The sequence below is a fragment of the Variovorax sp. DXTD-1 genome (assembly GCF_003984625.1).
Lineage (GTDB): Bacteria > Pseudomonadota > Gammaproteobacteria > Burkholderiales > Burkholderiaceae_C > Variovorax.
In genome coordinates this window covers 1-23149 of the sequence record NZ_RWKH01000025.1, presented here as the reverse complement: position 1 = coordinate 23149, position 23149 = coordinate 1, and the positions used below count along the sequence as shown (strand labels likewise).

The 23149-nt window shown below is 67.6% G+C and carries 14 protein-coding genes and 3 tRNA genes; 13 read left to right on the top strand and 4 right to left on the bottom strand.

Translation table 11 applies throughout. From position 1 onward, the window contains the following. Positions 1 to 12 precede the first annotated feature (12 nt). Genes EJI00_RS21185 through EJI00_RS21175 form a run of 3 tightly spaced genes read right to left on the bottom strand, consistent with a single transcriptional unit; the run spans position 13 to position 13618 of the window. On the bottom strand, positions 13 to 801 hold the full coding sequence (locus EJI00_RS21185; protein ID WP_185868181.1) for an efflux RND transporter periplasmic adaptor subunit: 789 nt from the start codon (positions 799 to 801) through the stop codon (positions 13 to 15). After that, the gene (locus tag EJI00_RS21180) at positions 798 to 2699 is read right to left on the bottom strand and encodes a TolC family protein (RefSeq protein WP_126749454.1); all 1902 of its coding nucleotides are present in this window, start codon (positions 2697 to 2699) and stop codon (positions 798 to 800) included. Before EJI00_RS21180 ends, EJI00_RS21185 begins: the two co-directional genes overlap by 4 nt. Before the next feature lie 53 nt (positions 2700 to 2752). Then, on the bottom strand, positions 2753 to 13618 hold the full coding sequence (locus EJI00_RS21175) for a cadherin-like domain-containing protein (RefSeq protein ID WP_126749453.1): 10866 nt from the start codon (positions 13616 to 13618) through the stop codon (positions 2753 to 2755). 498 nt (positions 13619 to 14116) lie between these two features. On the opposite strand from EJI00_RS21175, the gene EJI00_RS21170 reads away from it, so the two are divergent. Then, complete coding sequence (locus tag EJI00_RS21170) at positions 14117 to 14782, top strand: HAD family hydrolase (RefSeq protein ID WP_409514038.1); 666 nt, start codon at positions 14117 to 14119, stop codon at positions 14780 to 14782. A 34-nt stretch (positions 14783 to 14816) separates the two neighbouring features. Here the strand turns inward: EJI00_RS21170 and EJI00_RS21165 are convergent, their stop codons facing one another. Then, the gene (locus EJI00_RS21165) at positions 14817 to 15416 is read right to left on the bottom strand and encodes a chalcone isomerase family protein (RefSeq protein WP_126749451.1); all 600 of its coding nucleotides are present in this window, start codon (positions 15414 to 15416) and stop codon (positions 14817 to 14819) included. A gap of 324 nt (positions 15417 to 15740) precedes the next feature. On the opposite strand from EJI00_RS21165, the gene trpE reads away from it, so the two are divergent. The 12 genes from trpE to EJI00_RS21105 all read left to right on the top strand — a co-directional run. Then, complete coding sequence (gene trpE / locus EJI00_RS21160) at positions 15741 to 17243, top strand: anthranilate synthase component I (RefSeq protein ID WP_126749450.1); 1503 nt, start codon at positions 15741 to 15743, stop codon at positions 17241 to 17243. Next, entirely contained in the window at positions 17240 to 17632 is a 393-nt protein-coding gene (locus EJI00_RS21155) for a GxxExxY protein (protein WP_126749449.1), read from the top strand. Before trpE ends, EJI00_RS21155 begins: the two co-directional genes overlap by 4 nt. Then, positions 17629 to 18213: an aminodeoxychorismate/anthranilate synthase component II gene (locus EJI00_RS21150; protein WP_126749448.1), complete on the top strand. Its 585-nt coding sequence runs from the start codon at positions 17629 to 17631 to the stop codon at positions 18211 to 18213. Before EJI00_RS21155 ends, EJI00_RS21150 begins: the two co-directional genes overlap by 4 nt. Positions 18214 to 18218: 5 nt before the next feature. Continuing rightward, positions 18219 to 19277 (top strand): low-specificity L-threonine aldolase, encoded by a 1059-nt coding sequence (gene ltaE, locus EJI00_RS21145; protein ID WP_126749447.1) that lies wholly within the window; start codon positions 18219 to 18221, stop codon positions 19275 to 19277. Positions 19278 to 19301: 24 nt separating this feature from the next. Beyond that, the gene (locus tag EJI00_RS21140; protein ID WP_126749446.1) at positions 19302 to 19961 is read left to right on the top strand and encodes a LysE family translocator; all 660 of its coding nucleotides are present in this window, start codon (positions 19302 to 19304) and stop codon (positions 19959 to 19961) included. A 20-nt stretch (positions 19962 to 19981) separates the two neighbouring features. Beyond that, positions 19982 to 21004, top strand: coding sequence for an anthranilate phosphoribosyltransferase (trpD, locus tag EJI00_RS21135; protein WP_126749445.1), 1023 nt, complete (start codon positions 19982 to 19984; stop codon positions 21002 to 21004). A gap of 26 nt (positions 21005 to 21030) precedes the next feature. Next, positions 21031 to 21831, top strand: a complete 801-nt coding sequence (gene trpC / locus EJI00_RS21130; RefSeq protein ID WP_126749444.1) for an indole-3-glycerol phosphate synthase TrpC — start codon at positions 21031 to 21033, stop codon at positions 21829 to 21831. Beyond that, positions 21828 to 22535 (top strand): uracil-DNA glycosylase, encoded by a 708-nt coding sequence (locus tag EJI00_RS21125; RefSeq protein ID WP_126749443.1) that lies wholly within the window; start codon positions 21828 to 21830, stop codon positions 22533 to 22535. The genes trpC and EJI00_RS21125 overlap by 4 nt, the downstream gene beginning before the upstream one ends. A 104-nt stretch (positions 22536 to 22639) precedes the next feature. Further along, a tRNA-Tyr gene (locus EJI00_RS21120) sits at positions 22640 to 22725 on the top strand. Between the two features lie 66 nt (positions 22726 to 22791). Next, positions 22792 to 22865: transfer RNA gene (locus tag EJI00_RS21115), tRNA-Gly, on the top strand. 39 nt (positions 22866 to 22904) lie between these two features. Continuing rightward, positions 22905 to 22979: transfer RNA gene (locus EJI00_RS21110), tRNA-Thr, on the top strand. Between the two features lie 74 nt (positions 22980 to 23053). Beyond that, positions 23054 to 23149 (top strand): GTP-binding protein (locus tag EJI00_RS21105; protein WP_260590808.1); only part of this gene is annotated, 96 nt, incomplete at its 3' end.

The window sequence follows — 23149 nt, the reverse complement described above, 5'->3', positions numbered from 1 at the left end:
GCACGGCGCGGCTCACCGTCCGGCCGGCGCGCGGATCTGGCCGCTCATGCCGGGCAGCACCTGGGCGGTGCCGCCGGCGAGTTCGGTCTCGATCTCGACCGTCTGGCTCACCGCATCGACGCGGCCGGCGACGCGCGTCACCTTCAGGTCGCAGGCGCTGGCGGTTTCGTCCACCGTGCCCTGGAGGCGGTCGCCCACCTTGAGCCATGCGAGCCATTGCGAAGGCACGTTCATGCGCGCCTTGAGCGGGCCGTTGCCCACCAGTTCGACCACCGGCGCGCCGGGGTTCACGCCTTGCCCCACCTTCACGTGCACGCGCGCGACTTTGCCTGCAAAGGGCGCCACGAAAGCGCACTGGCCGAGCTGCGCATCGAAGATGCGGATCTGGCTCTGGGCCTTGTTGACGTTGGCGGCGGCGAGTTCGACCTCGACCTCCGCCGCCGACTGCAGGCCTTGCAGCTTCAACTTGGCTTCGTACTGCACGCGGGCCGATTCGGCCTCGGCGCGCGCCGCATCGCGGCGGGCCTGGAACTCGGCGCAGTCGAAGGCGGCCAGCAGCTGTCCGGCGCGAACCGTGTCGCCCAGGTTCGCCTGCACCTTGGCGAAGCGCCCGGCGGTCGAGGCCGAGAGAATGCTCTCTTGCGAGGCCACCACGAGAAAGCGCACCGGCGCCGCGGCGCTGGCCGTGCTCTGGGCCGGCGCGCGGGGCGGTGCCGTCTGGGCGGCGGCTTGCTGCAGGCCGATGCCGAGGCCGCAGATCGAAGCGACCAGCAGGCCGAATGCTCTGGCGGGCCGCTTCACGGCTTTTGCGCGACTGAAGCGCTGGTGCTTGCAAGGCGGCGCAGATCGGAAATGACCGACAGCGTGGCCGCCTCCGCGAAGGCGCCGAGTGCGCTCTCGCTCGGGGCATTCGGCAAGAAGCTCACGTAGCTCTGCGACAGCAGCCGGCGGCCACCGGGCTCGGCCACGGTGACGCGCCACTGCGCACGCGTCGTGGCGCGCGATTCCATGCGCTCGAATGCCAGCGTCAGCACCAGTGCGTCGCCGCCCTGCGCGGTCTGCAGTTCGTTGCGCGAGACGATGCGCTCGACGGCGCTGCGCACCGCAGCCTCGTTCACGCCGGTGGGGAGGTTTTGCACGCGCACCGCGATCGGGCGGCTGGGCGTCTGCACGGCGGCCGTACGGACGAACACGACCTTCTCGCCTTCGAGCAGGCTCTTGTCGATGGCGCTGGCCAGGGTCGGAATGTCGGTGCCGGTCACGGTGTCGGGCAGCAGGTCGATGCCCACCGAGTTCAGCACGCGGGCATACGAGGCCTGCGTTGCGGCGTAAGCGGTGGAGAGCTGGAAGCGCGAAACGAGTGCGCGCGAATCGGTGCGGAGGGACTCCAGTTCGCTTTCCAGCCGGTTGCTGCTGCCGGCGCGCGAGACGCTCGCCAGGCGCTGGTCGACGCGGCTCGACTCGGCCGCGAGTTCCTGGTCGACCAGCGCGAGCTTGTAGCGCTCGGCCGACACGCGCACCTGCGTGATCACGGCCATCGAAAGCGCCAGGCGCCGCGCCTCGTCGTTGCGCAGGCGCGCTTCGTTGGTGCGGTTGATCGCCGGAATGGCCGCCAGGCGGAACAGGTCCATCGAGACGCTCACGCCGACGTCGGTCCAGCTGTTGTTGTAGAGCAGGTCGTTGGAGTTGTAGCGCGGGCCGCCGTAGAGGTTCAGGCTCGGGAACAGGGCCGCGATCTGCTTCCTGGTTTCATTGACGCCCACGCGCGCCTTGTAGTCTTCCTCGCGCAGCTCGGGGCGGTTTTCCAGCGCGGTGCGTTCGAGCTTGTCGATGTCCAGCGTGGCGGGCGCGTGCTGGCCCATCGGGCTGTCCACCAGCGTGAACTGGGTGCCGGGCGGCAGGCTCATGAGTGCCGCGAGTTCGCGCTTGGCGAACTGCATTTCCTGGCGCTTGGCGTTGACCAGCGACATCGCGTCGAGCAGGGCGCGCTGGTAGGCCAGGCCTTGCGTCGGCGGCAGCACGCCGGCACGCTCGGCCTCGCGCGACTTGCCCAGCGCGTCTTCGATGCGGACGGCGAGCTGGTCGGCCTCGGCGAGCAGGCGTTGCGCGCCCAGCGCGCGCCAGTAGGCGTTGCGCACGTCCTGCACGATGTTTTGCAAAATCTTGCGGCGGCGCTCCTCGGCGATGTTGACTTCGTCGGCCGCCTGCTTGGCGCGGAAGTAGGCCAGGCCGAAATCGAGCGCGTTCCACGACAGCGTAGCGCGGCCGTAGTAGTGCGAGCGTTGCTCGGAGGTCGAGGGGCGCAGGCTCACCACGCGGTCTTCAATGCCGATGCTGGTGCCGCCGGAATCGTTGCTGCGGTCGTTGTAGCCCGCGTCGGCCACCAGCTTGGGCAGCATGTCGGTGGCCGACACGTCGAGCAGGCCGCGTGCGAGCGCGCTCTCCATCAGCTTGAGGCGGTAGTCCAGGTTGTACTTGAGCGCACGCGCCAGCGCATCGGAGTAGCTGATGGGCGCGGAGACCGGCGCCTGGCCCTTGTACATCTGGGCCTGGTCGCTCTGCACGCGCTGCGCGACTTCCTCCGGCGTGACCTGCACGGGATTGACGCTGCAACCCGCCAGCAGCACGGCAATGGCCGCGGCCGCCCAAGTGGGGGCGCCGGGGAGTTTCGATTTCTTCACGTTGAGTGTTTCGGTCATTGGGTTGTCGGTTCTGAAGGGTGGTTCGATGGCGGGCCGTGCGGTGGCCGGTTTCATGACTGGGCTGCGGGCACTTTGACGCGCACCGCTTCCTGCTGCTGCACGCGCACAACGTCGCGCACCGTGCCGCGTTCGCCTGCGCTCGCAGCCAGCCGGCTGGAGAAGGAGCGCGCGGCCTGCGCCGGCTCCGCGGAATGCCCGGTGCCGCCGGCTGCGGCAGGCAGCCGGATGGCTTCCGCATGCTGCGCACGCTCGGCGAGCGGCGCGGCCGAGGTTGCCGCGCCGGGCACCACGATGCGCTCGCCAGCCGGTTGCTGGCGCTGCGCCGGCGCTTCGGCGGGTGCTTCTGCGGGTGCGGCAAAGCCGGGGAAATCGCCGAACAGTGCGTTGCCGCCGTCCGGCAGCCCGGCATCCAGCCCGCGCAGTGCCAGCACCTGCCGGATTTCCTCCAGCAGACGCGCCGACGATCCGATGCCGTCGCGGCTCACATGCTCGGTGTTGCTCATCTCCTGCCCGATGCCGAAGACCCGGTTCCTGTCGATCGAGCTGTAGACGCCGCCCGCCACGCGCGAAGCGATCGACGCCAGCGCATCCTGGCTCATCCGTTGCGACTCTTGCACCGAGAACTCCACGAACAGTGTCGGCACCATGGCCTGCGCGATGTAGCGCTGCCGGTACAGGAGCTCGTTCGGGAGGACTTGGTCACTCGTGAGCGGACGGAACTGCGAAGCGCCGCGAATCGTCACCACCAGTTGCGCCGTGCTCGTGCTGCCGTCGGCATCGGTGATGGTGTAGCTGAACACCTCGGTCAGCGTCTGGCCGTCGCCGAGCGAGGACACGCGCGAGTTGTTGCCGTCAACCGCATAGGTGTAGCTGCCGTCCGCGTTCAGCTGCAGCGTGCCGTAGGCGCCGGCCAGCGGCGCGCCGCCGATGACGCCGGGCCGCCCTTCGAAGGAGAAACCGGTCACGGGCTCGGCCACGAAATCGGCACCGATGCGGTCGCCGACGTCGCCGGGTCCGCGGCCGTTCGGCCCGAACAGGTTGCCGCCCACCGAGGTGGCGTCGGGCCGCGTGGTACCGACCGAAGCCGCGTCGTCGCGTGCGGTGGGTACGTCGTCGATCACCAGCACGCGCAGGGTGCCCGTGGTGCTGTCGCCGTCGCGGTCGCGTACGGTCACGGCAATGTCGTCCGTCACCTCGCCGCCGCCATGCGGCTGGCGCTGGCTCAGCGTGTAGCTGTAGCTGACGGCGCCCGTTGCCGGGTCGCAGCCGGTCAGCGTGATGGTGCCCTTGTCGGTGACGATGGTGACCGGCGTGGTACCGAGGTTCGCCAACTGCGCCGGCGTCACGGTCGTGCCGCCCACGTCGATGCTGCCGAGCCCGTCGGGCGTGCGGATCACGAAGCGGCCGGTGGTCGTCTCGCTCGGGTCGCTGCCGTCGCCCAGCCCGCGCTCGGAGACGGTGGCATGGCCGGTGCCGTCGGGGCCGTTGCCGTCGGTCAGCTCGAGCACCACGCCGTCGTTGGCGCCGCCGATCGTGATGGTGATGGTGGCCGTCGAGGTATCGCCGTCGGCATCGGTGATGGTGTAGCTGGCCGTGTCGGTCAGCGTCTCGCCGGGCACCAGGCGCTGCACCGCGGGGTTGGTGTTGTCGAGCGTGTAGGTGTAGCTGCCGTCCGCGTTCACGACGATGCTGCCGTAGACCATGGCCAGCGGCGAGCCCAGGCTGCCGGCCGTGCCGCCGAAGCTCACGCCGGTGACCGGCACGCCATTGGCGTCGTCGGCGCCGTTCGTGTCGTTGGCGTTGACGGCGCCGCTCACGGTGTTGGGGGCCGCATCCTCGGTGATGATGGCCGTGTCGTTCACCGCCACCGGCACGTCGTCGACGATGCGCACCAGCAGCGTGCCGGTGCTCGAGCCGCCGCCCGCGTCGTTGACCTGCAGCGCGACCGGATCGAAGCTCTCGCTCGCGCCGGGCTGGTCGATCGGGTTCTTGAGCGTGTAGGTGTAGCTCAGCGTACCGGCCGTGGGCACGCCGCCGACCGAGCTGGTCGCCGTGAAGCCCGTGAGCACCAGCGTGCCCTCGCCGGTGTCGATGGTGACCGGCGTGGTGCCGAGCGCCTGCAGCTGCGCCACCGTCAGCGCAGTGCCGCCGACCGTGACCGACGTCAGTCCGTCGGCCGCCTCGATGGCGATGGTGCCGTTGCTGGTTTCGCGCGGGTCGGTGCCGCCGGCGCCGTCGGTCAGGCCGCTCTCGTGCACCTCGGTTTGGCCCGCGGCGGCGCCGTTGCCGTCGACCGCCACGATCGACGGTCCGCCGGCCACGTCGGTGCGGCCATGGATGGTGATCGTGAGCGTGGCGGAGGAAGCGTCGCCGTCGGCATCGGTGATGGTGTAGTTCACCGTTTCGGTCAGCGTCTCGCCGTCCTTCAGGGCATTGACGGCGGCGTTGTCGTTGTCGAGCGTGTAGGTATAGGTTCCGTTCGCGTTGACGACGATGCTGCCGTAGGCCGTTGCGAGCGGAAGACCCACCGTGCCTGTCGTGCCGTTGAACTTCACTTCGGAGACGGGGACACCGTTGCCGTTGTCGGCACCATCGGTATCGCCGGTAGGGCCGGTTTTCAGGTCGCCGCTGACGGTGTTCGGTGCCGCGTCTTCGCCGATGCTGTTGGTGTCGTTGACCGCCACCGGCACGTCGTCGACGATCAGCACCGTGAGCGTGCCGTTCGCGACGTCGCCGTCGCGGTCGGTCACGGTCAGCGCGAACGGATCGGTGACCTCTCCGCCGGTGTGGTCCTGCTGCTGCGCGAGCGTGTAGCTGTAGCTCACCGTGCCGGCGGTCGTGAGGCTGCCCACCGTGCTGGTCGGGGTGAAGCCGGTGATGTTGAGCACGCCGTCGGCGGTGGCGATGGTCAGCGGCGCGCCGGGCGTGGCGGCCTGCAGCTGCGCGAGCGTGAACGAGGTGCCGTTGACCGTGATCGAGGCCAGGCCGTCCGCCGCGCTGATGGCGAAGGTGCTGCCGGCCGTCTCGCGGGTGTCGCCGGCGCTCGTGAGGCCGGCCTCGTCGACGCTGAGCTCGCCGGTGGCGGCCCCGTTCGCATCGTTCACCACGATGGCAGGCAGGTCGTCGGCCGGGCCGTTGTTCGCGGCGCCGGTGATCGTGATGGTGAGCTGGGCCGTGTCGGTGCCGCCGGCGCCATCGGAGATGGTGTAGGTATAGACCTCGACCAGCGTCTCGCCAGCCGTCAGCGCCTGTACGCGCGGGTTGGTGTTGTCGAGCGTGTAGGTGTAGCTGCCGTCGGCATTGAGCACCACGCTGCCGTAGGTGCCCGCCAGCGCCGCGCCCACGCTGCCCGTGGTCCCGCTGCCGGTTTCGGCGCCCGTGCGCAGGCCGGTCACGGTCAGCACGGTGTTGTCGGGGTCGGTATCGCCTTGGCCTGTGGTGCCGACGCGGCCCGCAATGACATTGCTGCCGACCGAGACCGTGTCTTCGGTGATGCTGTGGGTGTCGTCGTTGGCCGTCGGCGCATCGTTCGTGGCCGCGATCGCGAGCGTTCCGGTCAGCACGTTGCTGTCGAGCGCGGGTCCGCCCGCATCGCCTCCGGCCTGCGTGTTGTTGCCGTCGTTGATGACGATGGTGTAGACGCGGTCGGGGTCGGCGCCGTAGTTGGTCGGGTTGTCGCTCGTGCTGCTGTAGCGCAGCCCATCGAGCACCGCCTGCACCTCGGCCACCGTGGTGCCGGCGACGAACTGCACGATCAACGGCGCGCCGTTGCCGCCCGACACCGTGACGCCCGCAGGCAGCGCGGCCGGATCGACCGACAGCACATCGCCGGGCTGGTAGCCGTCGAGGCTCACGGTGATGCGGCCGGCGCCGAAAGTGCCGGTGGCCAGGCCCGGCGTGGTCGCGAGGTCGAGGTCGGCCACGCCGCCGCCGGTGAGCAGCGCCACCGGTGGAATGCTGGTGCCGCTGCCGGTCTGGCCGTTCTCGATGCCGGTTGCACCGGTCGTTCCGGTGAGCGCCGGCGCATCGTTGCGCGGTACCACGGTGGTCGAGAGCGTGCGCGTGAGGGACCACTGGCTGGTCTGGGCACCGGTGGTGGCGCTGATGTCCGCGCCGGTGCTGGTGCTCACCGGCGCGTCGGATATGCGCACGATCAGGCTGCCCGGTGCGCCGTTGTAGTTTGCGGCCGGCACGAAGCGCAATTGCGCATCGGGCGCGAGCAGGAGCGCATCGCTGTCGGAAGCACCGGTGGGCACGTTCGTCCAGGTCGTGCCGTCGGTCGAGTACTGCCAGGTGCCCTGGGCCGCGGTCGCAGCGTTGCCAACGATCGCGATACCGCCGAACGTGGTCGACGCATTGGCTCCGCCGGTGATCGCGCGCTGGTCGTCCGTGGCGTCGCCGTAGCCGGCGCCGAACAGGCTGGCAGCGGTGGCGGCGGGTGCGGGTTGGCCTTGCTGGTCTTCGATGCCGGTGGTGAGGACGGCATCGGCCGCGGTCGGCCGGTCGTTCACGTTGGCCACGCTGGTCGACAGCACCACCGTGGTGGCGCTGTAGACGGTCGTGCCGCCATTGCCGGCGCCGGACACGTTCACGACCGCGCCGGAGACCGGGTCGGTCGTGGCGCTGTCGCTGTTGGCATCTGTTTCGACCAGGCGCACCGTTAGCGCATTCGGCGTGCCGTGGAAGTTGGCTGCCGGCACGAAGCGCAGCTGCGCGCTCGAGGCGAGCACCAGCGCATTCGCGTCGCTGCGCGCGCCGACCGCGGTCCAGGTCGATCCGTCGAGCGAGTACTGCCACGTGCCCTGCGCGGGATCGAGCGCGAGGCCGGTGATGGCCACGCCCCAGAAGCTGTCGGATGCGCTGCCGCCGCTGCCACTGTTGGTGTTGTCGATGCTGTCGACCGCGTCGGCGAAATGGCCGCTGAACAGCGCACCGACCGTGGCGCCGGCCGCCGAGGTGCCCACGTCCTCGTTCACAGCCGCGAGGGTCTCGGTGTTGCCGTTGACGACGTTCGGCGCATCGTTGAGCGGATTGACGGTGAAGCTGAAGGTGCGCGTGGTGATGAGGTCGGCTGCAATGCCGTCCTGGTACTGGAAGGTGCCGGTCGTGTTGTTGTCGCCCCCCGCCAAGGTGGCAGGACGGCCGCCCGTGTTGCCCTCGTCGTCGACCACGACGATCACGTCGAAGGCGCCGTTCCAGTCCGAGCGCGTGGCGTCGCCCGGTGCGTCGGGCAGCTGCACCGCGATGGTGTTGATGCGGCTGTTGATCTCGGCCAGCGTGCCCGTGATCGTGACCGAGCGGCCGTCGCCCGCGATCGCGGCGTTGCCGCCGCTGCCCGCGCCGATGGCCGTGATCGTGAAGCCCGCGGGCACCGACACCGTGGCGGTCAGGACGCTGGTCTCCAGCGCGTCCTGGTCGGTCACGGTGATGCCCGTGATCGTGACGCTGCCGCCGCCTTCGCCGACGGCGAGGTTGCCGGCCGCGATGTGCGCCGGGTCGTTGATCGACGAGGGGAACAGCGTGCGATAGGTGGAAGCCACGTTGCTCGTGAGTCCGCCCGGCGTGGCCGCATAGGGATCGATCGGCGTGGCCGGCGGCACGATGGTGCCGTTGCCCGCGTTGTTGTTCTGGCCGCCGTTGGCGCCGGTGACGCTGCCGCCGCCGTCGCGTACACGGTCGTCGACGATGACTTCGACACGGTAGGTCTGGTCGCCGTTGGCGAGGCCGCCGGTCAGCGCGACGCGCAGGCCGTCGAGATAGGCCTGCACCTGGGCTCGCGTGCCGCTGATGACGAGCGCGCTGTCGGTGCCGTCGAAGGTCGGGTCGATCACGACACCCGAGCCTGCGTTGCTCGACTCGATCGTGATGCTGCTCGTGCCGCTGTAGGCGCTTGCGGCCAAGGGGACGCCGGCCGCATCGGTGATGCGGATCGTGACCTGCAGGAAGTCGGTTTCGCCGTCGGTGACGTCGGAGTCCGAACCGTTGTCGATGTCGCCAGTGACGTCGACGTCGCCGACCACGAAGCCGGGCACCGCCGTCGGGGTGGCGCCGCCGGTCAGCACGAGGGGCGTACTCGGCGTGGCGCCATTGAGCGTGACTGTCGGCGCGTCGTTCACCGGCGCGATCGTCAGCGCCATCGTCACGTTGGCCGGGTTGTTCGCGACGCTGCCGCTGCCGGTGTCGTCGCCGATGCGCGAACCCGCATCGTCGAAGGAGACCGTGAGCGTGACGTCGCCGCCGGCGCCGCCGTTGGTGTCGTGGTTGACGTTGGCTGCGCTGCGGTAGGTCAGGCCGGTTGAGGCGCCGCTGTTGAGCAGCGCCTCGATGTCGCTCGCCCGGCCGGTGAGGACCAGCGTGCCGGTGTTGTCGCCGGTGATCGTGACGGCCTGGCCGCCGCCCGGCGTGAAGCTGCCCTGCGCGCCGGCCCCGCCGATGCCGAGCGTGCCGCTCGGTACCGAGAGAGTCACCGTGATCGGTGTATCGAAGGCCGCGGATTCGGGATCGCTCACGACGAAGCCGCCGCCGATGTAGCTCGCCTGGTCTTCGACCACGTTGGCCGAGGGCGGGGCCTGCAGTACGCCCGGGTCGTTTTCGCTCGAGGCGAAGATGCGCACCGAGGCGGCCGACATGTTGCCGGTGATGGCGCCCGTGGTCGGTACCGTCGCGCTGTACCAGTCGTATTCGGTGGCCGGGATCGCGATGCCGGCGCTGCCGGCCGGATCGGATTCGTTCACCGGGCCGCCGTTGGCGCCCGTTTCCAGGGCGCCGCTCGCCTCGTCGCGCAGCCGGTCGTCGGCGATGACCTGGACCTGGTAGGCCACGTCGCGGTCGGTGTTGAAGGTCACGGTCAGCGTAGCCAGCGCCGCGTTGATTTCGGCGCGCGTGCCGCGCAGCGTCAGGTAGTCGCCGGCGCCGTTCTTGTCGGTGTCGATCGTGGCAGTGCCGGCCGCGCCGATGGTCACGCCCGCATAGTCGCCTGCAGTGAAGGCATTGCCATTGGCGTCGAGCAGCCGCACCGTGACCTGCACGAAGTCGGTTTCCCCGGCCTGCGGCGTATCCATGTCGGGATCGGCCACGCTGAAGCCCGGCACCGGGTTGTTGGCGCCGGTGGCGCTGTCGACCGGAATCGGTTCCGTGGGCCCGCTCACCACAGGCGCATCGTTGGCCGGCGTGACGTAGATCCAGAACTGGTTGTTCTGTTGCTCCTTGTCGCCGTCGCCGAGGCTGAAGCGGAAGGAATCGGTCGGCGACCCTGGGTAGACGGCGCCGTTCGATTCAGTGCCGCCGTGCAGGTAGTAGATGCGGCCCGCACGCACGTCGGCTTCTGTGAAAGCGGAACCGGCGCCCAGCCGCAGGAACGTGACGCCATCGGTCGAATAAGCGATGCTGCCCCGCGCCGCGGCCGTGGTGATGGTGTACTGCACCTGCGTGGTGGTGCTGTCGGGATCGAAGGCCGAGAGCATGGCCGTCGTGATCTGCGCGTAGCCGCCCTCGGCCACGGTCAGCGGCTCGTTGTTGGACGAGGGCTCCGGATCGGTCTGCGTCGGGTCGGCGGCGATCTGCGGTGCATCGTTGACGTTGGTGATCTGGATCGTCACGGTCGCGGTGTTCGAGGTCGCGCCCCAGCGGTCGACCGCGACCACGTCGAAGCTCGTGCTGCGCAGCTCCGAGCCGTCGCTCACGAAGCGCAGGCCGGTGGTGCCGGCCGAACCGGTGATCAACGACGCATTGATCAGCTGGGCGGTGGTGACGGCAACCCAGCTGGTGCCGTTGAAATACTCCAGCGTGCCGCCCGGCGGGAGCGATACCACCTGGAACCGCAGCGCGTCGTTGCCGCTCGGGGCGTTGTTGAAGGCGTAGTTGTCGCCGCCGCCCGGCGCCGTGGCGGAGCCTTCCAGGTAGCCCTCGCTGACCGCATCGTCCGGGTCGCTGATCTGGATCTGGCCGGTCGTGATGTAGGCCGTGCTGCCTTCGGGGATGACCGTATTGGAGGAGCCGGTGGTGACGGGCGCATCGTTGACCGGCGTCGCGTAGAAGCTGAAGCTCGTGACCCAGGAGTCCGCCTGCACGCCGCCGTTGCCGTCGCTGACCAGCACGCCGGCCGACGCCGACAGCTGCACGCTCGATTCGAAGTCTTCGCTGTCGCCGTCGTGCACGAAGCGGACCCGGTTGGCGTTGAGGTCGGCCTGCGTGAAGGTGTCGAAGACGCCCAGGTCGACCCAGCTGTTGCTCGCCGCATCGAAGCGCTGCAGCACGCCGTTCCATTCGCCGTCGCTGCCGCCGCTGAAGCCCAGCACGGTGTAGACCACCTGCTGGGGGTCGACGCCCTCGACCGTATAGCTCAGCCCGGGCGTGGCACTGAAGTCGGCACCGGTGCCCGACAGCACGATGGTCCCCCCTTCGCTGAGGTTGCCGCGCGAGTTGCCGGCGGTATTGGTGCCGGCATAGCTGGAGTCGGCATGCGTGGCCGTGTTGTCCAGCGGAACCAGCGCACCGCCGTTGCCCGCGGGCGTTTCCGCGAGGTTGATCGTGAAGTTGAAGGTCCGCAGGGTGTCGTCGCTGTAGTCGCCCGTTGTTCCGCCGTCGTCGTATTGGCCGCCGTCGCGCTGGATCGGCGTGCCGTCCGCGTTCCAGCGCACGCTCGTGGTGTTGTCGCGGACCTGGAACTGGAACTGGTCGATGTCGCCCGCGTTGGCCCCGAGCTGCTGCACATACTGCACGCGGCCGGCCTTGATGTCGGCCACCGTGAAGGTGCCGCCGTTCGGCAGCTCCCGTCCGTTCAGCAGCAGGCGGCCCTGGTTCATGCCGGCTTGCGAAACCACCGCGATGGTCAGGCGGTTGTCGCTCGAGTCGACGTCCGACACATTCAGCATGGCTGCAGTCAGTGTCACCATGTAGGGGCCGTTGACGTTGCCCGCGGCAGTGACGGTGGCCTCAAGGGTGCTGGCAGGCACCAGGGCCGGATCGTCGTTGGTCGGCCGGATGGTCAGCTCGATGGTCGTGCTGGCGGTCAGTGCCGCGCCGGAACCGGCGCCGCCGCCGGCGTCGGCGATCTCGACGCCGAAGCCGTCGTCGAACGGATAGCCGGTTGCCGGGTTGGCGTCGCGGTTGCCGTTGTTGCCATAGGTCAGGTTGCCGCGGTCGGCGTAGGCGAAGACGAAGCCCGCGTCGATGTCGGCCTGTGTCACGGCCCGGTTGGCGATCGTCTGCGCGACGCCGCCGATGGTCACCGCGCCGCCGAAGAACAGGGTTCCGTCGGTGGGCAGGCTGGTCAGCCTCACCGTGAGTGCCGATGCATCGTCATCGCCGCCGCCCTGCGCCACGATGAAGTTACCGACCACCGAAGCGGGATTGCCGCCGCTGTCGAGCGCATTGGCCGGCTGGCCTTCGAGGATGTTGCCCGAGCCGCTCACGGTCGGTGCCTGGTTCTGGGGTGTGACGTTCAGCGTGATGGTGGCCGTGTCGGAGCGGTTCGACAGCGTCGCGCCGTCGTTGACCTGCACGGCGAAGCTGTCCTGCGTGTTCTGGTTGGCGCCCGTGGCCGTGTGGACGTAGACCACCCGGCCATCGATCACGTCCTGCTGCGTGAACACGCTGCCGATGCCCAGGCGCGTGCCGCCGACCGTCAGGTAGCCGTGGACCGGAGCGGCCGTGAGCCCGTACACGATCTGGCTTGGTTCCTGGGTGCCGTGCGCCACCTCGGGGTCGATCGCATTCAGCGTCGCGAGCGTGATCGTGGTGCTGCCGATTTCGGCGACGGCCTGCGTGGCGTCGGCGACGATCACCGGGTCGTTCGAAGGGGTGACCGTCACGTCGAGGGCGCGGCTCGCGTTCAGCGCCGGCGACTCGGAATCGGTGACGTTCACGAGGATGCGCGTGTTGGCGGCCGTGGTGCCGAGTTCGACGTCGGCCGAGGTGAACACCAGCTGGTTCACCCAGGCATTCGCGTTCGCCACGCTGCCCGTGAAGCTGAAGCCACCGGCAATGGCGCTCACGCCGGTGGTGCTGGCCGAGGACAGCGTGCCCACGGACGGGTTTTCCACGACCACGGTGACCGTCACGTTGCCCGAACCGTCGTCGGTGATGGTCCAGCCGCTCAGGGTGGCGCGGTCCGCACCCGCCTGGTTGAGGTCGCTCGGCTCCGCCACGGTCAGGCGGGTGGCGGTGGTCGCCACCGTCGGCGCGGCCATCAGGCCGTCGAAATCGGCGGCGGCGAAGCTGCGCGTCTCGATGGCGCCGGTGGCGGATTCGAGCGCCCAGTCCGCCCCGCGCGCCGTGGCACCGGTGGCGTCGGTGGACGAGGCCACGTCGGCGCCGGTCAGGCTGGCGAGTGCTTGCGAGAACTGGGCGCCGTCGGCCGCCACGTCGCAGCCGTAGAGCAGGATGTCGGCATCCGCGCTCAGGCTCGCGCCGATGGCGCGCCAGGCGTCCGCCGAGCCGCCGAGAGAGGCCGTGTCGACCTGTTCGTTCCCCAGCGTGATTTCGCCCGTGCTGCCGTGGCTCAGGATGTGCAATGCCGTAATGCCGGTCTGGCCGCTGAGCGCGACGGCGAGCTGCTGAACGCCGGAAGAGCCGGAGTCCAGCACGATCAATTGGGCCCCTTGCGGCACCGCCGCGGCGAGCTGCTGCCAGTTGGCAATGTTCTGGTCCACGACATACACCTCGTGGGGCGCTGACGCGGCCGCCGGCTGCGCGGGCTCGGCGCTGGCCCGCTCGGCCATGGACTCACGCGCAGGCTGGGCCGGCGCGGGCGCGGGCGCGGGCGCGGGCGATTCCGCCGCGGGTGCATGGTGCGCATCGGCGGGCGCCGAATCCGCATGGGCCGCAGCTTCGACGAAGGCGGCACCGTCGAAGAGCTGCCGGCTCTCCAGGGCAAACCGGTGGGTGCGAGGGCGGAGAAAGTTGAGCTTGGGCATGAGGGTGTTCGGCTGACCGCGGCTGCGAAACGGTTTCACAGCCGAAGTAATTGCTAACGGCGGCGCGATTTTGGGCGACCAACCTTCAGTTACATCTGGTGTTCGACCAGTTTTTTGTAACGCGATCCGTGTCGGTGATGCCAAGGTATTGTTAACAAACAAGAAAACAACTTTGCCTGGGTTGAAGTCGAGCCTCAAAAAAGCAACGCATTTGTGAAATATTCCCACTCCAACGGGAGGCGTCGGGCTTTGCCCATGACTCGGAAGTCAGGTAATCGTGCGAATCGCGTGCAAACACTCGCCAATCAAGGAGAGTAGTAGTTAGGTATTAAATTTGCATTCGATGCTTGCAATCGGATGAACGAAAATGGCCGGGCCGGCTGCTTTCAGCCCCATGGGGAGCGGCAATTCCCCAACCTTCCTTGATTTGCAGTTGTGAACCCTCCCAGCTTCGACTTCGCTCGCTTCGATGCCGCCATCGTCGATCTCGACGGCACCATGGTCGACACGCTCGGCGATTTCGCGGTGTCGCTGAACTACATGCTCGACGATCTTTCGCTGCCGCCGGTGCCGGCGGCCGCCATCGAAAAGATGGTGGGCAAGGGTTCGGAGCATCTGATCCTTTCCGCGCTCGCGCATGTGCTGGCGTCCGGCGATGGCGCGGCTCGTGCTGCCAACGGTGATGCGCTGCACGCAGGGGCGCAGGCGCTTTTCGATCGGGCGTGGGAGCGCTACCAGCATCACTACCTGGCCATCAACGGGCAGCACTCGGCGGTGTACCCGGGCGTGGCCGAAGGCCTGAAGGCGCTGCGGGCGCGTGGCCTGCGCCTGGCGTGCCTCACCAACAAGCCGACGTCGTTCGCGAAGCCGTTGCTGGCCGCGAAGGGGCTCGACGGATTCTTCGAATTTGCATTCGGCGGCGATGCCTTTGCCCGCAAGAAACCGGACCCGCTGCCGCTCTTGAAGACCTGCGAGGCGCTGGGCACCGATCCCGCGCGCACGCTGATGATCGGCGACTCGAGCAACGACGCCAGGGCCGCGCGTGCCGCTGGATGCCCGGTGGTGCTGGTGACCTACGGCTACAACCATGGCGAACCGGTGCGCGGCGTGGACGCCGATGGCTTCCTGGATTCGCTGGCCGAGCTGGGCCGCACGAGGGCCTGAGAAAACGCGCGGCGGGAGCGGCCTGGTTGGCGGGCTATTGCTTTCCGAGCAGCGCGTCCTTGAGTTTCCAGTCCGCCGGTACGGGGCCGAGCCAGATGCGCAGCAGCGCGTTGAAGAACGCCTGCTCCTTGATCGGATCGGGCTGCGGCACGCCGCGCACGGTAATCAGCGTGCCGGTTCCGGGCAGCCAGTCGATGGTGAAGGTGTCGCCGGCCTTCAGCTGCTTCTGGTCGGCGAACATCTGGCCCATGCGCAGCAGCCCCGGAATGAGATTGACCATCTCGCTCTTGGGCGAGTTCTCTTCCACGCCCTTCGTGAAGAGCTTGCCGAGTTCATTGGCCTCGATGTCGCGCAGCATCGTGATGGCCACGCGCTTGGGACCCGGCGTCGCCAGCGCTTCTTCCGGCGTGGAGACTTTCTTTCCCACGTAGAGGCCGGCGGTGTACACCTTGAACACGGCCTTGTAGCGCACGCCCGCGCCGTTGAGCTGCAGGGGGCTGCCGCGCAGGTCGAGGGTGTCGTTCAGCTTGACGCCGGCAACGTCGACCTGCGCGGCCGATGCGCCGAGTGCGGTGGCGGCGCAGGCCAGCAGGGCAAGGCGGGAGAGCAGGGGCGAGAGTGAAAAGGCGGGCAAGTGGAACTCCTCGATTTGCGAACGATCGTTCGAATGTATCTTTTCGTTTTACTTCCAACCTTCGGGGGAACCCTGAAGGCGGCCGCTGCACGCGGCGGCGTTTTCGTGGGCTAAACTCCACGCTCCATGTTCGTTCATCACATCATTCAAACAGGTCAAGGCAGCCGGGGAGCCTGGCCCTGGCGTAGCCATACATCGCTGACTGTTTGATTGCACGGCGCACGCCGTGCGCCCGCGGTACCGGATCGCTGCTGACGCCGGACCACCAGTGAATGACCTTGCCACCGGCCAAGAAGCGCCGCGAGGCAATTGGAGAACGAATCCGTGATCACCGAACTTGAATTCAAGAGCCTCAGCGCCCAGGGCTACAACCGCATTCCGCTGATGGCCGAGGCCTTTGCCGACCTCGAGACACCGCTTTCCCTCTATCTCAAGCTGGCCCACTCGCAGGGCGGCGGCAAGCACAGCTTTTTGCTCGAATCGGTGGTGGGCGGCGAGCGCTTCGGGCGCTACAGCTTCATCGGGCTGCCCGCACGCACGCTGCTGCGCGCCAGCGGTTTTGGCGCGGAGGCCGTGACCGAGGTGGTGACCGACGGGCAGGTGGTCGAAACCGCCGCGGGCAATCCGCTGGATTTCATCGCCGAATACCAGAAGCGCTTCAAAGTGGCGCTGCGGCCGGGACTTCCGCGCTTCTGCGGCGGCCTTGCGGGCTACTTCGGTTACGACACGGTGCGCCACATCGAGCGCAAGCTCGAAAAAAGCTGCCCGCCCGATACGCTGGGCTGCCCCGACATCCTGCTGCTGCAATGCGAAGAGCTCGCTGTCATCGACAACCTGTCGGGCAAGCTGTATTTGATCGTCTATGCCGATCCGAAGCAGCCCGAGGCCTATGCGGCAGGCAAGCGCCGCCTGCGCGAACTGAAGGAAAAGCTCAAGTATTCGGTGAGCGCGCCGATCGTGAAGCCCACGCAGCCGCATCCGCCCGAGCGCAGCTTTGCCAAGGCCGACTACCTGGCCGCCGTGGAGCGCGCCAAGGACATGATTGCCGCCGGCGACTTCATGCAGGTGCAGGTGGGGCAGCGCATCAGCAAGCGGTACACCGAGTCGCCGCTGTCGCTGTACCGCGCGCTGCGCTCGCTCAATCCGTCGCCGTACATGTACTACTACCATCTGGGCGACTTCCACGTGGTGGGCGCTTCGCCCGAGATCCTGGTGCGCCAGGAGAACACGGGCGAGGGCGAGCAGAAGATCACCATCCGCCCGCTGGCCGGTACACGGCCGCGTGGCGCTTCGCTGGAGCTCGACAAGGCGGCCGAGGAAGAGCTCATCAACGATCCGAAGGAGCGCGCCGAGCACGTGATGCTGATCGACCTTGCGCGCAACGACATTGGCCGCATCGCCAAGACCGGCACCGTGAAGGTGACCGAGGCGTTTGCGGTGGAGCGCTACAGCCACGTGATGCACATCGTGAGCAATGTCGAGGGCACGCTGAAGGACGGCATGACCGCGATCGACGTGCTCAAGGCCACGTTCCCGGCGGGCACGCTGACTGGTGCCCCCAAGGTGCATGCGATGGAGCTCATCGACCAGCTGGAGCCCACCAAGCGCGGCCTCTACGGCGGCGCGTGCGGCTACATCAGCTACGCGGGCGACATGGACGTGGCCATTGCCATTCGCACGGGCATCGTGAAGGACCAGATGCTGCACGTGCAGGCTGCGGCCGGCGTGGTCGCCGACTCGGTGCCCGAGCTGGAATGGAAAGAAACTGAAGCCAAGGCGCGCGCACTGCTGCGCGCCGCCGAACTGGTCGAGGAAGGCCTGGAATGAGCAACGCATCCGATATTCAGAACGATTTTTCGCACGAGATCATCGGCGCTGCCGTCGAGGTTCAGCGCGTGCTCGGCACGGGCCTGAGTGAAGACGCCTATGCCGCGGCATTGGCCATCGAACTCGCCGAGCGCGAGATCGGCTTCACGCGCGACGTGGCGCTGTCGGCCAGCTACAAGGGCCGTTCGCTCGGCGAGGTGTACCGCGCGGGCTTCGTGGTCGAGCAGTCGGTCATCGTGGAGCTCAAGGCGGTCGACGTGCTGACCGACCTGCACCGCGCGCAGGTGCTTGCCGCGCTGCGTCTCTCGGGCCTCAAGCTGGGCCTTCTGATCAACTTCAACGTGTTCCCTGTCGTCAAGGGCGTGCACCGGATTGTGAGCAAGCCATGAAACTGCTGATGATCGACAACTACGATTCGTTCACCTACAACATCGTCCAGTACTTTGGCGAGCTGGGTGCGGATGTGCAGGTGCACCGCAACGACGAGATCACCGTGGCGCAGATCGGCGAGCTGATCGCCTCGGGCGTCACGCGCCTCGTGGTGTCGCCGGGGCCTTGCTCGCCGGCGGAAGCGGGCGTCTCGGTGGCGGCCATCGAGGCCTTTGCGGGCAAGCTGCCGATTCTGGGTGTGTGCCTCGGGCACCAGGCCATCGGCGCGGCCTTCGGCGGCAAGATCATCCGCGCGCAGCAACTCATGCACGGCAAGACCAGCGAGATCACGACCACGCAAGAGGGCGTGTTTGCGGGGCTGCCCGAGAAGTTCGTCGTCAACCGGTACCACTCGCTTTCCATCGAGCGCGAGAGCTGCCCGAAGGAATTGGCGATTACCGCATGGACCGACGACGGCGAGATCATGGGCGTGCGGCACACCGGGTTTGCGCATGACGTGCGCATCGAAGGCGTGCAGTTCCATCCTGAATCGATCCTCACCGAGCACGGCCACGCCATGCTCAAGAACTTTTTGGACTGACCGCCATGACCGACCGCTCCTCCATCGTCGACCTGCGCAGCGACACCGTCACCCAACCCACCCCGGCAATGCGCGAGGCCATGATGGCGGCGCCGCTCGGCGACGACGTGTTCGGCACCGATCCGAGCATGAATGCGCTGCAGGAAAAGATCGCGGCGCTGCTGGGCTTCGAGGCGGCGCTGTTCGTGCCGACCGGCACGCAGAGCAACCTGTGCGCCATTCTTTCGCACTGCGGGCGGGGTGACGAATACATCGTCGGCCAGCAGGCGCACTGCTATCGGTGGGAGGGCGGCGGCGCCGCGGTGTTCGGCAGCGTGCAGCCGCAGCCGCTCGACCATGCGCCCGACGGCACGCTGCCGCTGGCGCAGATCGAAGCCGCCATCAAGCCCGACGACGCGCACTTCGCGCGCACGAAGCTGCTGGCGCTGGAGAACACGCTGGGCGGCAAGCTGCTGCCCTTCGACTACGTTCAGGCGGCGACCGATCTTGCGAAGAGCAAGGGGTTGCAGCGGCATTTGGACGGTGCGCGTCTTTTCAATGCGGCAACGGCGCAGGCCGCGCTGAACAAGCGCAGCGACATACGGGCCGAAGCCCGCCGCATTGCCCAGTGCTTCGACAGCGTGTCGGTCTGCTTCAGCAAGGGCCTGGGCGCGCCGATCGGCTCGGCGCTGGTGGGGTCGCGCGAGTTCATTGCGCGGGCGCATCGCATCCGCAAGATGGCGGGCGGCGGCATGCGGCAGGCAGGCCTGCTTGCGGCGGCGGCATCGCACGCGCTCGACCACCACGTCGACCGGCTGGCCGATGACCACGCGCTCGCGCAGCGCCTGGCGCAGGGGCTTGAAGGCATCGAAGGCCTGAAGGTCGAGGCGCCGCACACCAACATCGTTTTCGTCGACCTGACGGGGGCGGCGCAGGCGCGTTCTTCGGAACTGCTGGCGCACCTCAACCAGCAGGGCATTCTTGCGACCGGGCTCTATCGGCTGCGCTTCGTGACGCATCTCGACGTGGATGCGGCGGGCGTGGATCGCGCGGTTGCCGCCATCCGCGGCTTCTTCAACGCCTGACACCAGGGAACCAAGGAGCCCGCGATGCCCGATCTTCCGCATCTGCTCGCTTTCATTGCCGCAGGCTGGCTGCTGAACCTGACGCCGGGGCCGGATGTGCTCTACATCGTGACGAATTCGCTGCGCTCGGGCGTGCGCGCCGGCATCGTGGGTGGGTTTGGCGTTCTCACCGGCTGCTTCGTCCATATCTTTGCGGCGGCGGTCGGCGTCGGCACGCTGCTGGCCACCTCGGCAGCCGCCTTCACGGTGCTCAAGTACGTGGGCGCGGCTTACCTGCTGTACCTTGGCGTGCGCATGGTGCTGTCGCGCGCGAAGCCTTCTTCCGATCTGCAAGAGGTTGCTACGGCATCCGGTGAGCGCGGGCTCAAGGACGTCTTTCTGGGCGGCTTCTGGACCAATGTGCTGAACCCCAAGGTGGCCTTGTTCTTCCTGGCCTTCGTGCCGCAGTTCATCGCACCCGACGCCGACAACAAGAGCCTCTACTTCGTCCTGCTGGGCGTGCTGTTCAATCTCAACTCCATTCCCATCGTCGTGGGATGGGCCGCATTCGCGGGCTGGATGGCGCGCAGAAGCGCCGTCCAGAAGGGCATGCACTGGCTCGATCGCGCGGCAGGCGTGCTGTTCATCGGCTTCGGCCTCAAGCTTGCATTCACGGACGCGCCGGCCGGCCGCGTCGGCCCCTGAAAACACCGAGGAGACTCTTCATGATCACCCCCCAGGAAGCGCTGCAGCGCACCATCGAGCACCGCGAGGTGTTCCACGACGAAATGCTGCACATCGTGCGGCTCATCATGAGCGGCGAGTGCTCGCCGGTGATGATGGCGGCGCTGATCACGGGCCTGCGCGTCAAGAAGGAAACCATCGGCGAGATCACGGCCGCGGCGCAGGTGATGCGCGAGGTCTCCACCAAGGTGCCGGTGAAGGACACCACGCACCTGGTCGACATCGTCGGCACGGGCGGCGACGGCTCGCACACCTTCAACATCTCGACGTGCTCGATGTTCGTGGCGGCCGCGGCCGGCGCCAAGGTGAGCAAGCATGGCGGGCGCAGCGTGTCGAGCAAGTCGGGCAGCGCCGACGTGCTGGAATCGCTCGGCGTGAACATCAACCTGCAGCCGGAGCAGATTGCGCGCTCCATCGAAGAGGTGGGTATCGGCTTCATGTTCGCGCCCAACCACCATCCGGCCATGAAGAACGTGGCGCCGGTGCGCAAGGAGCTCGGCATCAAGACGATCTTCAACATCCTGGGGCCGCTGACCAATCCGGCGGGCGCGCCGAACATCCTGATGGGCGTGTTCCACCCCGACCTGGTGGGCATTCAGGTGCGCGCGCTGCAGCGGCTCGGCACCGAGCACGCCCTGGTGGTGTACGGACGCGACGGCATGGACGAAATTTCACTCGGCGCTGCAACCATGGTGGGCGAACTCAAGGACGGCGAAATTCGCGAGTACGAACTGCATCCTGAAGACTTCGGCTTTGCCATGTCGAGCAACCGCACGCTGCGCGTGGAAACGCCCGAGCAGTCGAAGGCCATGCTGCTGGGGGTGCTCGACAATCAGGCCGGCCCGGCGCTCGACATCGTGCTGCTGAACGCAGGCGCGGCCCTGTATGCCGCCAACGTGGCCGATTCGATGGCCGCCGGCATCGAGCGCGCGCGCGAAGCCGTGGCCTCGGGCGCAGCGCGGAACAAGCTGGCCGAACTGGTCAAGGCTTCCACAACGGTTTGAACAACCGCTAAAGACGAATACAGAACATGTCCGACATCCTCGACAAGATCATTGCGGTCAAGCGGCAGGAAATTGCCGCGGCGCAGAAGAAAAGCCCGCTCGAAGCCGTGCGGTTCGACGCCGAGAGCCGCGTGCTGACGCGTGATTTCGAGGGCGCCCTGCGCGCCAAGATCACCGCCGGGCAGGCCGCGGTGATTGCCGAGGTCAAGAAGGCGAGCCCGAGCAAGGGCGTGCTGCGCGAAGACTTCATTCCGGCCGACATTGCGCAGAGCTATGCGGAGGGCGATGGCGAAATCAGCGCGGCGTGTCTTTCGGTGCTGACCGACAAGCAGTTTTTCCAGGGCGGCGTCGACTACCTCAAGCAGGCGCGTGCCTCTTGCGACTTGCCGGTGCTGCGCAAGGATTTCATCGTCGACCCCTACCAGGTCTATGAATCGCGCGCGATGGGCGCCGACGCCATTCTCTTGATTGCGGCCTGCCTCGACGATGCGCAGATGAAGGACTACGAAGCCATCGCGCGCGGGCTGGGCATGGCGGTGCTGGTCGAAGTGCACGATGCGGCCGAGCTCGACCGCGCGCTCAAGCTCAAGACGCCGCTCATCGGCGTGAACAACCGCAACCTGCGCAACTTCGAGGTCTCGATCCAGGCCACCATCGACCTGCTGCCGCGGTTGCCGGCCGATCGGCTCGCCGTAACGGAGTCGGGCATTGCCACGCGTGAAGACGTCGCCACCTTGCGCGCGGCCGGCGTTCACGCCTTCCTGGTCGGCGAAGCGTTCATGCGCGCCAAGGAGCCGGGCGAGGCTCTCGCCGCATTGTTCAGATGAGCCGGCCCGATCAGTTGTCGAGCAGCGATCCTGCCGACTGGCCGGTGGCGCCGGGCTGGCAGCCGCTGGTCGACGGGTTCTTCGGCGGCGCCGTGGGGCAGAAGCTGCTGGGCTTCTTGCGCGAGCGCCTCGACGCTGGTGCCGTGGTCTTTCCGCCCCAGCCGCTGCGGGCACTGGAGCTGACGCCGCCCGAAGACGTGCGCGTGGTGATTCTGGGCCAGGACCCGTACCACGGACGAGGCCAGGCGGAGGGGCTGGCCTTTTCGGTGGCGCCCGGGGTGGCACTGCCGCCGTCGCTGCGCAACATCTTCAAGGAGCTTCAGCGCGACCTCGGAACGCCCCCGCCGCCGTTTCCCAACCCCGGCGGCAGCCTGGTGAAGTGGGCGACCCACGGGGTGCTGCTGCTCAACACCTGCCTCACGGTGGAGGAGGGGCAGCCGGCCAGCCATTCAGGGCGCGGTTGGGAAGTGCTGACCGATGCAGTCATCCGGCATGTATCAGACGGCGCAAAACCTGTTGTTTTTATGCTGTGGGGCTCGCATGCGCAAAGCAAGCGCGCGTTGATCGACATCAACCGCCACAAGGTGTTGATGTCGAACCACCCCTCGCCGCTTTCCGCGATGCGCCCGCCGGTGCCCTTCATCGGCTGCGGGCATTTCGGCGAAGCGCGTGCCTGGAGGGAGGCGCGCCAGCAGGGCGGCTGATTTCGCGGATAATTCCCGCCAGTTCGCCTCGTGCAGTTCCCGCGTCTTATTGGTGCTGGAGGTTCTGTGAAGTCACAAAACCGTGCTATATTTCGAGGTTCGCCGGAGAGGTGGCCGAGTGGTTAATGGCAGCAGACTGTAAATCTGCCCTCTTACGAGTACGCTGGTTCGAATCCAGCCCTCTCCACCAGCGATGAATTTGGTTTCTAAGAGCGATTGGATCTAGCGCTTTGGGTGCCTTTGAGTGCCCCCGAATGCGGGAGTAGTTCAATGGTAGAACCCCAGCCTTCCAAGCTGATGACGCGGGTTCGATTCCCGTCTCCCGCTCCAGAGACCCGGTTCGACGCCGGAAGCGATTGGTTAGACAAAGCCCTTTTGGCTCAGTGGTAGAGCACTCCCTTGGTAAGGGAGAGGTCGCGGGTCCGATTCCCGCAAAGGGCACCAGTTTTTGGGGGGTTGCAACGGCAGGTTTGCAACCCATCTGCATACGTTGAAATCGTTTTTTTCGGAGTCGAAAAATGGCAAAAGGTAAATTCACCCGCACCAAGCCGCACGTGAACGTGGGCACGATCGGTCACGTTGACCACGGCAAGACCACGCTGACGGCTGCGATT

Bases quoted from the DNA above. Each gene is read 5' to 3' on its own strand.
- EJI00_RS21150 (WP_126749448.1), top strand. From the start codon at position 17,629: ATGAAACTGCTGATGATCGACAACTACGATTCGTTCACCTACAACATC.
- EJI00_RS21180 (WP_126749454.1), bottom strand. From the start codon at position 2,699: ATGACCGAAACACTCAACGTGAAGAAATCGAAACTCCCCGGCGCCCCC.
- trpD (WP_126749445.1), top strand. From the start codon at position 19,982: ATGATCACCCCCCAGGAAGCGCTGCAGCGCACCATCGAGCACCGCGAG.
- EJI00_RS21140 (WP_126749446.1), top strand. From the start codon at position 19,302: ATGCCCGATCTTCCGCATCTGCTCGCTTTCATTGCCGCAGGCTGGCTG.
- EJI00_RS21125 (WP_126749443.1), top strand. From the start codon at position 21,828: ATGAGCCGGCCCGATCAGTTGTCGAGCAGCGATCCTGCCGACTGGCCG.
- EJI00_RS21155 (WP_126749449.1), top strand. From the start codon at position 17,240: ATGAGCAACGCATCCGATATTCAGAACGATTTTTCGCACGAGATCATC.
- trpC (WP_126749444.1), top strand. From the start codon at position 21,031: ATGTCCGACATCCTCGACAAGATCATTGCGGTCAAGCGGCAGGAAATT.
- EJI00_RS21170 (WP_409514038.1), top strand. From the start codon at position 14,117: ATGGTCGACACGCTCGGCGATTTCGCGGTGTCGCTGAACTACATGCTC.
- EJI00_RS21175 (WP_126749453.1), bottom strand. From the start codon at position 13,618: ATGCCCAAGCTCAACTTTCTCCGCCCTCGCACCCACCGGTTTGCCCTG.
- ltaE (WP_126749447.1), top strand. From the start codon at position 18,219: ATGACCGACCGCTCCTCCATCGTCGACCTGCGCAGCGACACCGTCACC.